Annotated in this window: 13 protein-coding genes; 2 read left to right on the top strand and 11 right to left on the bottom strand. The window is 63.5% G+C overall.

Translation table 11 applies throughout. From position 1 onward, the window contains the following. Window positions 1-50: 50 nt before the first annotated feature. Together ACXJMY_RS09420 and ACXJMY_RS09415 are read right to left on the bottom strand one after the other, a co-directional pair. Complete coding sequence (locus tag ACXJMY_RS09420; protein ID WP_456619044.1) at window positions 51-1481, bottom strand: hypothetical protein; 1431 nt, start codon at window positions 1479-1481, stop codon at window positions 51-53. Window positions 1482-1645: 164 nt separating this feature from the next. Next, window positions 1646-2101, bottom strand: coding sequence for a hypothetical protein (locus ACXJMY_RS09415; protein ID WP_456619043.1), 456 nt, complete (start codon window positions 2099-2101; stop codon window positions 1646-1648). 326 nt (window positions 2102-2427) lie between these two features. Here ACXJMY_RS09415 and ACXJMY_RS09410 point away from each other — a divergent pair, with 326 nt between their 5' ends. After that, entirely contained in the window at window positions 2428-3807 is a 1380-nt protein-coding gene (locus ACXJMY_RS09410; protein ID WP_456619042.1) for an autotransporter outer membrane beta-barrel domain-containing protein, read from the top strand. A gap of 6 nt (window positions 3808-3813) precedes the next feature. On the opposite strand, the gene ACXJMY_RS09405 is transcribed toward ACXJMY_RS09410, so the two are convergent. From ACXJMY_RS09405 to ACXJMY_RS09380, 6 genes are all read right to left on the bottom strand, one after another. Then, window positions 3814-4611, bottom strand: coding sequence for an MBL fold metallo-hydrolase (locus ACXJMY_RS09405; RefSeq protein WP_456619041.1), 798 nt, complete (start codon window positions 4609-4611; stop codon window positions 3814-3816). Between the two features lie 13 nt (window positions 4612-4624). Continuing rightward, window positions 4625-5401: a TatD family hydrolase gene (locus tag ACXJMY_RS09400; protein WP_456619040.1), complete on the bottom strand. Its 777-nt coding sequence runs from the start codon at window positions 5399-5401 to the stop codon at window positions 4625-4627. Between the two features lie 12 nt (window positions 5402-5413). Beyond that, window positions 5414-7414 (bottom strand): methionine--tRNA ligase, encoded by a 2001-nt coding sequence (gene metG / locus ACXJMY_RS09395; protein ID WP_456619039.1) that lies wholly within the window; start codon window positions 7412-7414, stop codon window positions 5414-5416. A 109-nt stretch (window positions 7415-7523) separates the two neighbouring features. Beyond that, window positions 7524-8570, bottom strand: coding sequence for a DNA polymerase III subunit delta' (locus tag ACXJMY_RS09390; RefSeq protein ID WP_456619038.1), 1047 nt, complete (start codon window positions 8568-8570; stop codon window positions 7524-7526). After that, window positions 8567-9253 carry a dTMP kinase gene (tmk, locus tag ACXJMY_RS09385; protein WP_456619037.1) on the bottom strand — a complete coding sequence of 229 codons (687 nt, stop codon included), beginning with the start codon at window positions 9251-9253 and terminating at the stop codon, window positions 8567-8569. The genes ACXJMY_RS09390 and tmk overlap by 4 nt, the downstream gene beginning before the upstream one ends. 2 nt (window positions 9254-9255) lie before the next feature. Beyond that, a complete protein-coding gene (locus ACXJMY_RS09380) occupies window positions 9256-10518 on the bottom strand; it encodes a D-alanyl-D-alanine carboxypeptidase family protein (RefSeq protein ID WP_456619036.1) in 1263 nt (420 codons plus the stop codon). Between the two features lie 152 nt (window positions 10519-10670). Here ACXJMY_RS09380 and ACXJMY_RS09375 point away from each other — a divergent pair, with 152 nt between their 5' ends. Further along, entirely contained in the window at window positions 10671-11627 is a 957-nt protein-coding gene (locus ACXJMY_RS09375; protein WP_456619035.1) for an alpha/beta fold hydrolase, read from the top strand. A gap of 100 nt (window positions 11628-11727) precedes the next feature. On the opposite strand, the gene ACXJMY_RS09370 is transcribed toward ACXJMY_RS09375, so the two are convergent. From ACXJMY_RS09370 to ACXJMY_RS09360, 3 genes are read right to left on the bottom strand one after another with little or no spacing between them, the layout of a single operon-like run. After that, complete coding sequence (locus ACXJMY_RS09370) at window positions 11728-12258, bottom strand: GNAT family N-acetyltransferase (protein WP_456619034.1); 531 nt, start codon at window positions 12256-12258, stop codon at window positions 11728-11730. A gap of 22 nt (window positions 12259-12280) precedes the next feature. Beyond that, window positions 12281-12829, bottom strand: a complete 549-nt coding sequence (locus ACXJMY_RS09365) for a phage tail protein (RefSeq protein WP_456619033.1) — start codon at window positions 12827-12829, stop codon at window positions 12281-12283. A gap of 45 nt (window positions 12830-12874) precedes the next feature. Next, window positions 12875-13402 (bottom strand): phage tail protein, encoded by a 528-nt coding sequence (locus tag ACXJMY_RS09360; protein ID WP_456619032.1) that lies wholly within the window; start codon window positions 13400-13402, stop codon window positions 12875-12877. Between the last annotated feature and the right edge of the window lie 45 nt (window positions 13403-13447).

Genomic DNA, 13447 nt, shown 5'->3' with positions numbered 1-13447 from the left:
ATAATCGAAGTCGTTGGCATCGAATGAGCAGATGCCAATTTGATGCAAACTTACGCCCACACTTTGATGATCGATTTCTCTTTGGCGCCAACTGCAAGCTCGAACTGCAAAAGTGCGTCGTCAGGTTTACCGACGCGGCTCAAACAATAGCCAAGTGAGTGCAGGCTCTTTCCGAGACTGTCATGATCAACTCGCCCCTCCAGGTTGCCTCTCTTCTTACTTGCAACGGCGCGCTCAAGCCACCTCTGTGCGTTCTCGTACTCACCCTTGTTGCTAAAGCAAAAACCTACCAAATGAAGACTCTTGCCGATGCTCTCGTGATCCGCGTTAGCGTTCGCCGCTTCGTACTGTTCCTTTTTGTTGACGGCCCATTCGCACCACGAACGAGCCGCATCGAACTGGCCAATATCAACGAGAGCTTGGCCTATTTCGTCGACTCCGCTCGTAGAAAAGGCAGATTCGCACTCCTCCCAATCCTGGAGTCGTATCGAGTACATCGTTAGAGCACTCGCTAGATCAGATCGACTAGGATTTTCGTGCAGTTGCCGCGCCAACTCAATCATGCGCCGGGCCTGACTTTGGATGATCGCGATATCACTGGAGCCTTGGTTCCAGGATGTGCGAGTACGAACATATGCGGAAAAAAGCTGATGCATGCGCATTTCGGCATGCCCCTCAAGCATCGCGAGATCCACACAGATATCGAGGTTCTTTTCGAACTCATCGTCGCTCCACCCGCCACCCTGTGTTAGATGGTACTTAAGTTCCGATGTGATGATCCTTTGGTAATTTAACCGCGCGGCGGCCTGCAGCAGGGCGCGTGTAGCTGAACTGAGTTGATCATAAACGCTAGAGAAACTCTCAGATGCCTCTGTGCTCAGGGCTAGCTGGACTGAAGCGATCCGGTCACGACTTACCGCTCGTCGTAGGGCACGAGCCAGCGGTACCAATTGGACCGGCAAGCCRTGCGCTTGAGATGCGACCTGATCCCGAAGCTTTGTGGGAACGCCCTCGCCACCCATTTTGTCAACGAGTTCTAGAGAGGAAGTATCCGAAAGTGGAACGACAGAAATCGCGCGCCAGCCTTGATTTTCGTACTCCATCAGCGAAGTCACCAAGACATGGCAGGGCATGCCCGCTGGTGGCAGCCAGGATCGTATCGTTTCCTCCGACTGCGCATTGTCAAAGATGAGCAAAGAAGGCGCGGCAGAAAGCGCGCTAAGCGCGCGAATTGCTTGATCTTCAAGGCTGAAGTCCGAAGGAAGATTAAGGCCGAGCCACGTTCTTCCAATTCTCGCGAGTTCGACAACGAGCCTGTCGGGCCGCGCGTCAAGAAAAAAAGTCCCGCCGGGATATCTGCTGCGGCTGCGTCGGGCGAATTCTCTGGCGACCTCGCTCTTTCCAACTCCGGCTTGACCGCGGAGAACCAAGACACCGTCGCGCAACGGATCAACTAAAATTTCGCTGATCTGTCTGAGCAATTCACTGCGGCCAACAAACGGGAGATCGCGAGGTGGAATGTTGCTTGCGAATGTCCGCGCCGGAGAGCCAACAGTGCTCCCAATTGTCAGGCCGACCGTTTGGGCTTGAATATTGCCGTAGAACCCGATGTTCGACGCAGCGGTCGGGTGCTGGTCCGCTGCTGTCAGGATTTTCCCGAAGCGTTTCCCACGTCGATCTTTTCGACAGCGAAAGTTCCCGAAACGTGAGCTTCCCCTATTCGCGCTCCAGTTCCGCTCCGGACCTTGATTTCACGAATGATGGCTTCATCGGCGTGCAAACTGCCTATATCAAGGCCGGTACTTGTACTTGCTCCGCCAGCCTTCAACGCAGCAATGAGCTGCTCTGCTAGGTCACGAGCCGGTGTCACCTCTTCCAACGGCTTTGCGTCCAAAATTTCGGCAATCACTGCTCTACGGGCAGCCGACGTCGGGGCCTGTTCCAAAGCCCGAACATCCTTATCAGCCCAACCCGCAACTTTGTCCCTGAGGGTCTTATAGCCATCTTTGACAGCTTCCCCTACAGCGCCTTTTAGAACGGCTTCACCTGCCATCCCAAGCGCTGCTGCCACCAATGCTCCGACGGTTAAGGGGTCAGTCATAGTGTGCACCTCCGCTACCTTACTATACGAGGCACCAAGAATAGATTGCAACTGTAGGACGCATCACCCCCGAAAATTGCGTCGGTGTCCCGATCGTCTTCCATGCAAACCCCGGATTGACACTGCGCCTCCACCACGACTGCGATTCGTCCTGAAACCGATCGTGCATGTTTGACGACATCCGGACACGGCCGGAAAAGATTGGAAAACGTCAGCGACGCATTTACCTTTCCGTGTAACCGGATTCGCTGATTCCCGACGGATTTGCCGCGCGGGCTGCGTGGCTGGCGACCGGCGCGGTTGGGGCGCCTCATGCGGTTGGTATCGTGAGCGCGGACGCGCGTGCGCGTCTGGCGCTGCTGCTATTGACGGCCGGATTGCTGCTGCCCAACGCAGCCGGCGCGCAGGTCATGCGCGAGTTCGGCGCGTTTGCCGGCCCGCAGAATCTCGGGCCCAGCGGCCAAAATGCACCCGGCTACGGCTTCAACGGTCTTGGCGGTCCCGCGCCGTTCGCCGCTCCCCCGGCGCCGGGTTTCGCCGGGGCCTGGGTCGGCAATGGCGGTGGGGGCGGCGGCATGCAACCGAACTACGGCTGGAACGCCGATCCGCAGGGCTTTGCCGGCGGGGCGAGGTTCGCCGGCATGCGGCAGGCCTTTGGCGGCGGCTCCGCCGGCGCTTCGCAGACCGAGACGGCGCAGACCACGTTCATGGCGATGACGCAGTTCACGCACGCCCTGCTCGATCCCGCCGTCGACGGCCGCGGCATCGGGCCCGCCGAATTCGACGCAGAGCTCTCCGCCTACGCCTCCATGGGGAACGACCGGACGCATGGCGGCATCGGACGCGAGGCCTATGGGGCGGTCTACGGCAAGCCCTCGCTCGCTGCCCCGCGCTGGAACGTCTGGGCCGCCGGCTTCGGCGGCTCGCAGGTATCGACCGGCGGCACCGGCTCGGCCAGCCGGAGCTTCGGCACGGTGGTTGGCGCCGACTATTGGCTGTCGCCGCAGACGCGGATGGGATTTGCGCTTGCCGGCGGCGGCACCGGCTTCGCCAATAATTTTTCGAGCGGCCACTCCGATCTGTTCCAGGCCGGCGCCTTCGTCAGGCATACGGCCGGATCGGCTTATGTCGCCACCGCGCTTGCCTATGGGTGGCAGGCCATCAGCAACGATCAAGCGGTGGCGCCGGCCGGCTCCGACTTCAACACGGCGATCAACGCCAACGCCTATTCCGGCCGGATCGAAGGCGGCTATCGTTTTGCCATGCCCTGGCTCGGCGTCACGCCCTATGCGGCGGCTCAGGCCACCACCTTCCGCCTGCCCTCCAACGCGACGCAGCCACCCGACGCGGCCAACGGGTTTGCGGCAGCGCCTAGCGGCGACAGTTTCACCGACGGCCGTACCGAGCTCGGCCTGCGCACGAGCGCTTCCTTTGCGCTGTTGGGCAGCGTGATGAACCTGCGCGGGCGGCTCGCCTGGGCGCATGATTTCAGCGCGGGGCAGTCGATCCCGGCGGCGTTCCAGTCCCTGCCCCGTCAGGGATTGATCACGAACGGCACGACATTGGCGTCGAACGCGGCGCTGACAGGCGTTGCGATCGAGCTGCGCGACCTGAACGGCTGGTCGGCTGCAGTGAATTTCGACAGCGAAGTGTCGAGCCTGGTGCGCGCCTACACCGGCAAGGCCGTGCTGCGCTACGCCTGGTAGGCGCCCTCAATACGTCTCCAGCCGCATTCCGTCATAGGCCGGCACCACCCCGGCAGGCAGCGACTGCCGGATCACCTCGTAATCGACGTCGGCCGTCATGTTGGTGATGACGGCGCGCTTCGGCTTGAAGCGCTCGATCCAGGACAGCGCGTCGTTGATGCTGAAATGGCTGACATGGCTGGTGTAGCGCAGACCGTCGACGATCCAAAGGTCCAGATTTTCCAGCGCGCCCCAGCTCTCGCGCGGGATGTCGTTGAGGTCGGGCGTGTAGGCGGCGTCCCCGATGCGATAGCCGAGTGCGGGAATGGCGCCGTGCTGCACCAGGAAGGCCGTCATCGTCACCGCGCCGCCCTTTCCCAGGATGGTCTGGCTTTCGCCGGCCTCGATCGAATGCCGGGTCAGGATCGGCGGATAGTCGCTGCCCTCCGGCGAGATGAAGCAATAGGAGAACCGCGCCAGGATGTCCTTCGCGGTCGACTGGTTGAAATAGGTCGGAATACGCCGCCGCATGTGCATGACCACCGAGCGCAGATCGTCCATGCCGTGGGTCTGGTCGGCGTGCTCGTGGGTCAGGAACACCGCGTCGATGTGGTCGACATTGGTCGAGAGCAATTGCTCGCGGAGATCCGGCGAGGTGTCGATGACAATGCGCGTGGTGCCGTGCTCCGAGGTCCGTTCGACCAGCAGCGAACAGCGGCGACGCCGGTTCTTGGGATTGTTGGGATCGCAGGCGCCCCAGCCGAGTGCCGGACGCGGCACGCCGGCGGAAGAGCCGCAGCCCAGGATCGTCAGCGTCAGCGTCATGCGGCTCCCAGATTCAGGCTGTCACCTTGGAAAACAGGTGGAAGAAATTCTCGGTGGTCTGGCGTGATATCTCTTGAAGCGACACGCCACGCGTTTCGGCGAGCACCTTGGCAACCTCGACCACATAGGCCGGCTCGTTGCGTTTGCCCCGGAACTTGCCGGGCGCAAGATAGGGCGAGTCTGTTTCAACCAGAATACGGTCAGGCGGCAATTCGCCCGCGAGGGCGCGAAGGGCCTCCGATTTCTTGAAGGTCAGGATGCCCGTGAAGCCGATATAGAGCCCCAGCGAAACCGCCTTCAGCGCCAGCTCGCGCCCACCCGTATAGCAATGCAGCACGGCGTTAAACGATCCCTTGGCCGTCTCCTCTTCCAGGATACGGCCGCAGTCTTCGTCGGCCTCGCGGGTGTGGATCACCAGCGGCAGGCCGGTGGCGCGGGCGGCGGCGATATGAGCGCGAAAGCCCCTCGCCTGTGCCTCGGGCGAACCGTTATCGTAGAAATAGTCGAGCCCGGCCTCTCCGAGCGCGACGACCTTGGGATGCCGCGTTAGCGCGATCAGCTCGTCCGGCGCGATGCCGTCCTCTTCATCCGCGTTGTGCGGATGAGTCCCGACCGAGCAATAGACTTCGTCGTAACGCTCGGCGATGGCCAGAAGCTGGTTCAGCTTCCGTACCCGCGTCGAGATCGTGACCATGCGCTTGATGCCGGCCGCACGCGCGCGCGACACGATCCCGTCGAGGTCTTCCGCAAAGTCCGGAAAATCCAGATGGCAGTGGCTGTCGACCAGCATGGTGCGATCGTCCTACGCCGCCGGCTCGATGTAGCGCGGGAAGGCAGGCGTCGGCGCCGGCAGCGTCGTTCCGGGCGCAATGCGCTTGGTGCCACCGAGCGTCACAAAATTGCGCTCGGACTCGGGAATACCGAGGCTGTCGAGCAGCAATCCCGAGGCGGTCGGCATCGCCGGCTGGGCCAGGATCGCGATCTGGCGCACGACTTCCGCGGTGACATACAGCACCGTCTTCTGCCGGCCAGGATCGGTCTTGGCGAGCGCCCACGGCGCCTCGCCCGCGAAATAGCGGTTGGCCTCCGCGACCACGGCCCAAACGGCGTTGAGCCAGTGGTGGATCTGCTGCGTCGCCATCGCTTCGCGGCTCGCAGCGATCATGCCGTCGGCCTGCGCCAGCATCGCCTTGTCGTTGTCGCTGAACGCGCCAGGCTCCGGCAAAACGCCGCCCAGCTGCTTGGCGATCATCGACAGCGAGCGCTGCGCGAGGTTGCCGAGGTCGTTGGCGAGATCGGCATTGATGCGCGCGACGATGGCTTCGTGGTTGTAGTTGCCGTCCTGACCGAACGGCACCTCGCGCAGGAAGAAGTAGCGCATCTGGTCGACGCCGTATTGGTCGGCGAGGTTGAAGGGATCGACGACATTGCCGACCGACTTCGACATCTTCTCGCCCCTGCTGAACAGGAAGCCGTGGGCATAGACCCGCTTCTGCACGGGAATGCCGGCCGACATCAGAAACGCCGGCCAGTACACCGCATGGAAGCGGATGATGTCCTTGCCGATGATGTGCACATCGGCCGGCCAGTAGCGCCAGTTCGCATCGCTCTCGTCGGGGAAGCCGACACCGGTGATGTAGTTGGTGAGCGCGTCGACCCAGACATACATCACGTGCTCTTCGTCGCCGGGGACTTTCACGCCCCAGTCGAAGGTGGTGCGCGAGATCGAGAGATCACGCAGGCCGCCTCGCACGAAGCTCACCACCTCGTTCCGGCGCGAGTCCGGGCCGATGAATTCAGGATGGTTTTCGTAGAGCTTCAGCAGCCTGTCCTGATAGGCCGACAGGCGGAAGAAGTAGCTCTTCTCCTCCACCCATTCGACCGGAGTCCCTTGAGGCCCCAGACGCACGCCATCATCGTTCAAGCGCGTCTCGTCCTCGGCGTAATAGGCTTCGTCGCGCACCGAGTACCAGCCGGCATAGGTGTCGGCATAGATGTCGCCGTTGGCGGCCATGCGCCGCCAGATCTCCTGGCTGGAGCGATGGTGCTGCTCCTCGGTGGTGCGGATGAAGCGGTCGAACGACACGTTCAACCGCTCGTCCATGTCCTTGAAGCGGCCGGCGTTGCGGGCGGCGAGCGCGGACGGGGTCAGGCCCTCGTTCTGCGCGGTCTGGATCATCTTCAGGCCATGCTCGTCGGTGCCGGTGAGGAAGAACACGTCCTTGCCGTCGAACCGCGCGAAGCGCGCCAGCGCATCGGTCGCGATCGCCTCATAGGCGTGACCGATATGCGGAATGCCGTTGGGATAGGCGATTGCCGTCGTGATGTAGAAGACGTTGTCACGCACAGGAGCGGCAACGGGAGCTGCGGCTTGCGGAGCTGCGACGGGCTTCGGTGCGGACGGCGCCTTGGGTTTCGACACCTTGGGCTTCACAACCTTCGGCGGCGTGACAACAGGAGCCGGTGCGGAGATCACGGCTGGCGCATTCGCTTTCGCTTTCTCGGCGACCTTGTTCGCCGGAGCTTTGCTCGTCGCCGGAGACTTGGCTGCCTTTTTGGCCGCATTCTTCACCGCCTTCTTGGCGACGACCTGCTTCTTCGCAGCCTTCTTGCCGGCCTTCTTCGTCTTAGCCGCGCTCTTCTTCACGCCCTTCTTGGCGGCAGCCTTCTTGGTCTTCTTGACCTTCTTGGCGGCCTTGGACGCGCGCGCCTTCACAGCCTTTTTCGCGGCTTTCTTCACGGCCTTTTTGGCAGCCTTCTTGCTGCTTTTGGCTTTGACGGTTTTCTTAGCTCGCGTTGCCACGACGAATTCCTTTACCGGCTTCTCGAAATTTGGAAACGAACCTGCGTTAGGTTATTGTTTTGAGCATGATCCTCTCGGAAAACCGCTACACACTTTTCCGGATCATGCTCTAGCGCGTTGCGTCCGCCAGCCAGCCGAACACCGAGAAAACCAAGGGCTTTCGCTCCAGATTGTAGGTTTCGGTGTCGCGCGCGGCGCGGACGATCTTTTCCCATACCTCCGCAAGGCGCGCAAGGCGCGGCAGGTTCTGGTTGGCATTGGCCTCGTCGGCATGCAGGCGCTCGGCGATCCAGCGGTCGATGCCGTCGATGAAGGCCGCGAGCGCGACGCGGTCGCTGGTGCCGAGCGAATCACCGAGCGTGTGCAGTTCGCGCGGATCGACTTGTGGCAATCGCGCCAAAAGCGCCGCCGTGCGCTGCTGAAGTTTGAGGGCATCGCCGCCGAGCAGCGTCAGCGCCCGCGCAACGCTGCCCTCGGAGGCCTCCGCCGCCTCGCGCAGCGCGGGGTCGTTGACATCGAGCTCCGCGGTCGCTGCGGCTGCACCGATCACCTCGTCGGTCGCGAGCGGGCGCAGGCGCAGCTTGCGGCAGCGCGACTGAATTGTGGCGAGCACGCGCGCAGGCGCGTGGCTCACCAGCAGGAACAGCGATTGCTGCGGCGGTTCCTCCAAGATCTTGAGAAGCGCGTTCGCCGCATTTGGATTGAGTTCGTCGACGGTATCGACGATGCAGACGCGCCAGCCCTCGGCCGCCGCGGTTGAGCCGAAGAACGAGATGGTCTCGCGCGTCTCGTCCACGGTGATCACGGTGCGCATCACACCGCGGTCGTTCGCGGTGCGCTCGAGCGTCAATAAACCGCCATGGGATTCTGCGGCCACCTGGCGTGCCACGGCGTCGCTCGGATCGATCGCGAGGTTCTCGGCGCGCTGCACGGTCGGCGCCAGCGGTTGGCCGTGGGCGAGCACGAAGCGCGCCATGCGATAGGCGAGCGTCGCCTTGCCGATGCCCTGCGGCCCGCCGATCAGCCAGGCATGCGGGATCCGCCCGCTGCGATAGGCCGCCAGCAGCGCCGTCTCGGCCTCGCGATGGCCGAACAGAAGGCTCGTCTCGCGCGGATGCGGAATGGCGGTTTCACGTTCGGCCTGGCGCGGGCTCATCGGGAAACCACCGATGCAGGGGTCGGGAGAAGACGGTCGCGCAGCGCCGTCCAGACTCGTCCAGCAACCGTGTCAGGATCGGAATTGGCATCGATCAGAACGCAGCGGCCGGGATCGTCCGCAGCGATCTTGCGATAGGCCTCGCGCAGGCCCTGATGGAAGCTGAGCTGCTCGCCCTCGAACCTATCGGGCGTGTCGCTGCCACGACGCGCGGCGGCGCGCTGCAATCCGATCTCGACCGGCAAATCGAGGATGAGGGTGAGGTCAGGCTTGAGATCGCCGATCGTGACCCGCTGCATCGCGTTGATAAGGCCCACCGGCACGCGGCCGAGGCTGCCCTGATAGGCCCGCGTCGAGTCGGCGAAGCGGTCGCACAGCACCCAGGCGCCCCGATTGAGCGCGGGCTCGATCACGGTGCGGACATGGTCATCGCGCGCGGCTGCAAACAGCAGCGTCTCGGCCTCGGGGCCGAGCAGCTTGCCCATCCCCGACAGCACCAGATGGCGCATGATCTCGGCACCCGGCGAGCCGCCCGGCTCGCGCGTGACGAGGGTACGCATCCTTGCTGCCTTGAGGCGGTCGGCGAGCTTCTTGATCTGGGTCGACTTGCCAGTCCCCTCGCCGCCTTCAAAGGTGATGAAGCGTCCGCGCCCGGACGGCCGCTGTGCTGCGCTCTCACTCATGATCAGAGTTTCTCGGCGCCCGCTCGGAACATGCCGATCACGAGCTCGCTGGCACCGTCGATCGCGCGGCGCATGGTCGAGCCGGTGCCGATCGGCTCAGCCGCGTAGACGGGCGTCTCCACCGCGATATTGCCGCTGCGCCAGACCTTGACCACGCCAACCTTCTGGCCGGCTTCGATCGGGGCGCGCACCGGACCGCTATAGACGACGCGCGCGATCAGCTTGTCGCTGCCATTCTTGTGCACCATCACCTTCACGGGCGTCTTGGCGACGAGCTTCACCGAGCGGCTCTCACCGCCAAAGACTTTTGCGTAGCCGACGGGCTGGTCGGCGGCGATCAAGGTGCGGGTCTCGAAATTGCGAAAGCCCCATTCCAGCATCTTCTTGGCTTCCGTGGCGCGGTCCTCGGGATCTTCCAGGCCGTTGACGACGACGATCAGCCGCGTGCCGTTCTGCACCGCCGAGCCGACCATGCCGTAGCCGCCCTCCTTGGTGAAGCCGGTCTTCAGGCCATCGGCGCCCTCGAGCGCGTTGAGCAGCGGATTGCGGTTGGGCTGGCGGATCTTGTTCCAGGTGAACTCCTTCTCGCCGAACAGTTTGTAGAATTCGGGGAAGTCCAGGATGATGTGGCGGGCGAGGATGCCGAGCTCGCGCACCGTCATCTTGTTGCCGGGGTCGGGCAAGCCGTTGGAGTTGGCGAAGGTCGATTTGGTCAGGCCGAGCTCGCGGGCGCGCTTGGTCATGAAGTCGGCGGCGAAAATCCGCTCATTGCCCGCCATGGCTTCGGCGAGCGCGATGCAGGCGTCGTTGCCGCTCTGGATGATCGCGCCATGCAGGAGATCGTCGACCGAGACCTTGCTGTTGATGGCGGCAAACATGGTCGAGCCGCCGGAGGGCGCCCCACCCCGGCGCCAGGCGTTCTCGCTGATCCGGTATTCGTCGGTCAGCTTGATGTCGCCCTTCTTGATGGCGTTGAAGACGACCTCCGCGGTCATCAGCTTCATCATGCTGGAGGGCGCGCGCAGCTCGTCGGCGTTCTTCTCGAACAGCACACTGCCGCTGGAAGCCTCGATCAGGATCGCGGTGGGGGCATCCCCGTCAAAGCCGGAATCTTCGGCTTTCTTGGCGCCCTGGACGCTCTGGTTGGCGGCGTAGAGCACGCCGCCCCAGCCGACGCTCGCCACCAGGACCGCCGCGATCAGCCCGCGCGCCAGTGCTCCGGCTGCAAACCGGGTGCGACGGAGCGAAAAGAGACGAAATGCCATGGCCAAGCCCTGAGAGCGGCGTTCTAACAGTTGGAACCGGTGCGAACAACACGAGGTTGCCGCTTGTCGGTGAGTTTGCACGATTCTCGGCGCGCCCCTATCGTGGCACCTGATGTTTCTCGACCAAACCCCTGAAACAAGGCGGAAAAGCGATGTCCTCCACCCGCGTGATCAAGGCCAACGGGATCGACCTCTTCATCCGCGAAGCCGGCCAGGGACCGCTGGTGGTGCTGTGCCATGGCTGGCCGGAACTCTCCTACTCCTGGCGCCACCAGATCCCGGCGCTCGCAGATGCCGGCTTTCACGTCGTCGCCCCCGACATGCGCGGCTATGGCCAGAGCGCGGCCCCGCCTGACGTTGCCGCCTACTCGATCTTCGACACGGTCGGCGACGTGGTCGGTCTGGTGCAGGCGCTCGGTGAGAGCAAGGCCATGGTGGTCGGCCACGACTGGGGTGCGCCGGTGGCGTGGCATGCGGCGCTGTTCCGCCCCGACATCTTCACGGCGGTGGCGGGCCTGAGCGTGCCGCCGCCGTTCCGCGCCCGCGGCAAGCCGCTCGACCTCCTGCGTCAGGGCGGCGTCACCAATTTCTACTGGCAGTATTTCCAGACCCCCGGCGTCGCCGAAGCCGAGCTCGAGCGGGACGTCGCCCGGACCATGCGGATCGTGCTCGGCGGACGCGGCCTTGCCGATCCCAGTGCCGCCATGTTCGTGCAGGAGGGCAAGGGCTTCCTCGGCCACGCGATCTCCGAGGAGCAGCTCCCCGCCTGGCTAAGCGAGACCGATCTGGCCTATTTCACCGAGACCTTCCGCAAGTCCGGCTTCCGCGGCGGACTGAACTGGTATCGCAACATCGACCGCAACTGGGAGCTGACGGCGCCCTGGCAGGATGCGCAGATCCACCAGCCCTCCCTCTTCATCGCCGGCTCCAAGGACGCGGTCATCACCGGCCTGATCGGCGCCAAGCGCGTCAACGAGCTGGAGCGCGTGCTGCCCAACCTGACGCGGAAGCTGATCATCGAGGGCGCCGGCCATTGGGTGCAGCAGGAGCGGCCCGACGAGGTCAACGACGCGCTGGTGAGGTTCTTGCGCGAGACCGCGGCGCGTTAAGGCAGACCCGGAAAATTGCGAAGCGGTTTTCCCTCGCGACAAACGCGGAACGCGTTTGCGCGGAGATCATGCTCAAACATCAACCTAAGCGCGATGAGCCTCACCTCATCGCGCTCTCGCCGAAATGCTTTCTCATCGCGATATGCACGGCGCCCTCCGGTCCGATCTCGGCAAACCCTCGCCGCAGGTAAAACCGGCGCGCATGCAGATTGCCCCCGAGCACCGAGAGCGTCAGCGCCTTGGTGCTCTGGTTCTTAGCGCTCGTTTCGAGAGCGTCGAATATCGCTGTGCCAAAGCCGAGACCGCGATCAGCGGAGAGCAGTGCGATGTCGATGATGTGCCAGCGCTCGCGCGTGCAATGAAGCAGGAGTCGGCCGATGGCGGTGGCGTTCTGCATGATGATCAACGAAATCGCGTCCGGAAATTGCGCGGCGTAGCCGGCCGTCTGGCTGCGGAACTGCTGTGCGATCACCTGATCCAGGATCGACCCCGACAGGCCCATGGCCGCGAATTGCGCCGTCCGCACCTCCCCAAACAGATGCCGGATGAACGGCGCGTCGGTCAGGTTTGCCGGTCGCAGCCGCAGACCCGGGGCGTTCGGGACGATGTCGAGCTGCGCGCCGTCAATCATCCCGTTGCATGATCCTGACCGATCAGGAGCTGCTGAAGGACGGGAAGATGCCGGCATAGGCAATGCACCAGACAATGGCCTGGGTCGGCTGCATATTGTCGTGGGGCAGCCCCTGTCCCGTCATCGTGACGGCATTGAGCGACAAAGTGAGGTTGCCGGGCGGAGCCACGAAGCCATTGAAGCCCGGGTTGAGCGCGACCATGTTCATTCCCGTTCCCGGACCGGGCGCGGCATTTTGCGCGCTGCTGCTGCCGAGCTGCAGCCCGTGCGTATGGATCGCCATGTTGTCGCCGGTCAGGCTCACCTGGGAGCTGCCGACGGCTTGGCCGACGACGCGCGGCTGCAATCCCGGGCCCGCGCCCTGGCTGATCGTGACCGCGCCGTTCAAATTGGGCAGAGCGAAATTGGTCGTTCCGTTGCCGCCGTAATTGGTACCGATGAGCGAATACAGCGGAGCGAAGGCTTGCAGCGCGAGGAGTTGCCCGAAACAGGGTAGCCAGACGTTGTTGAAGCCGCCGGTCGCCCAAGGAAACGGAAACGCCTGGATTTCGCCGAGGTAGGGATCTGACATGTTAGCATTCCTTGAGACGGACCACGGACGCGATGTGCGGGCGACCTAGCCCGGTGACGGGAAAATGCCGGCGTTGCAGATGCAGTAATTGGCGACGACGCTCGGCATCATGTTGTTGTGCCCGATGCCCATGCCCGCCGTGGTGACGCAAGCAGCCATCGTCGCGTACGGAGCGGCATTCATGACCGGGGCGTAGAGATTGCCGCTCGTAATGGTCGCCAGGTGCACGGTCGGTCCGGGCGTCGCCGTGGTCGCCGTGGCCGTTGACGACAGCAGCGCATGACTATGCGTCGGCATCTCGGTCTCGATCAGCGTATGCTCTTCCTCTCCGGCAATCTGCCCCAGCACATAGCTGGGAAGGTTCGGCCCGGCGCCCTGGCCGATCGGAACGCGACCGCGCAGATCAGGAAGATTGAAGCTCTGCACTCCGTCGCCGCCGTAGGTCGTGCCGATCACTGCATAGAGGGTGTCGTATTGCGAGATCGGCAGCGACTGTCCGGCGCAGGCCAGCCAGCCATCCGGGACGCGCGGAAAGCCGAACAGGCGTATCTCGCCGATAAACGGATCTGCCATCTCGAATATCCCCCTGCCTGTGCGCGCCAGCAGATCGGTGCTGAT

The organism is Bradyrhizobium sp. P5_C12, assembly GCF_054049735.1.
Note: the sequence above shows the minus strand (reverse complement) of the source record. Positions and strands in the feature narration are given on the sequence as shown.

What these genes read in the sequence shown, in the direction of transcription:
- ACXJMY_RS09415 (WP_456619043.1), bottom strand. Translation starts at nt 2,101, where the DNA reads ATGACTGACCCCTTAACCGTCGGAGCATTGGTGGCAGCAGCGCTTGGG.
- ACXJMY_RS09405 (WP_456619041.1), bottom strand. Translation starts at nt 4,611, where the DNA reads ATGACGCTGACGCTGACGATCCTGGGCTGCGGCTCTTCCGCCGGCGTG.
- ACXJMY_RS09400 (WP_456619040.1), bottom strand. Translation starts at nt 5,401, where the DNA reads ATGCTGGTCGACAGCCACTGCCATCTGGATTTTCCGGACTTTGCGGAA.
- ACXJMY_RS09390 (WP_456619038.1), bottom strand. Translation starts at nt 8,570, where the DNA reads ATGAGCCCGCGCCAGGCCGAACGTGAAACCGCCATTCCGCATCCGCGC.
- tmk (WP_456619037.1), bottom strand. Translation starts at nt 9,253, where the DNA reads ATGAGTGAGAGCGCAGCACAGCGGCCGTCCGGGCGCGGACGCTTCATC.
- ACXJMY_RS09380 (WP_456619036.1), bottom strand. Translation starts at nt 10,518, where the DNA reads ATGGCATTTCGTCTCTTTTCGCTCCGTCGCACCCGGTTTGCAGCCGGA.
- ACXJMY_RS09375 (WP_456619035.1), top strand. Translation starts at nt 10,671, where the DNA reads ATGTCCTCCACCCGCGTGATCAAGGCCAACGGGATCGACCTCTTCATC.
- ACXJMY_RS09370 (WP_456619034.1), bottom strand. Translation starts at nt 12,258, where the DNA reads ATGATTGACGGCGCGCAGCTCGACATCGTCCCGAACGCCCCGGGTCTG.
- ACXJMY_RS09365 (WP_456619033.1), bottom strand. Translation starts at nt 12,829, where the DNA reads ATGTCAGATCCCTACCTCGGCGAAATCCAGGCGTTTCCGTTTCCTTGG.
- ACXJMY_RS09360 (WP_456619032.1), bottom strand. Translation starts at nt 13,402, where the DNA reads ATGGCAGATCCGTTTATCGGCGAGATACGCCTGTTCGGCTTTCCGCGC.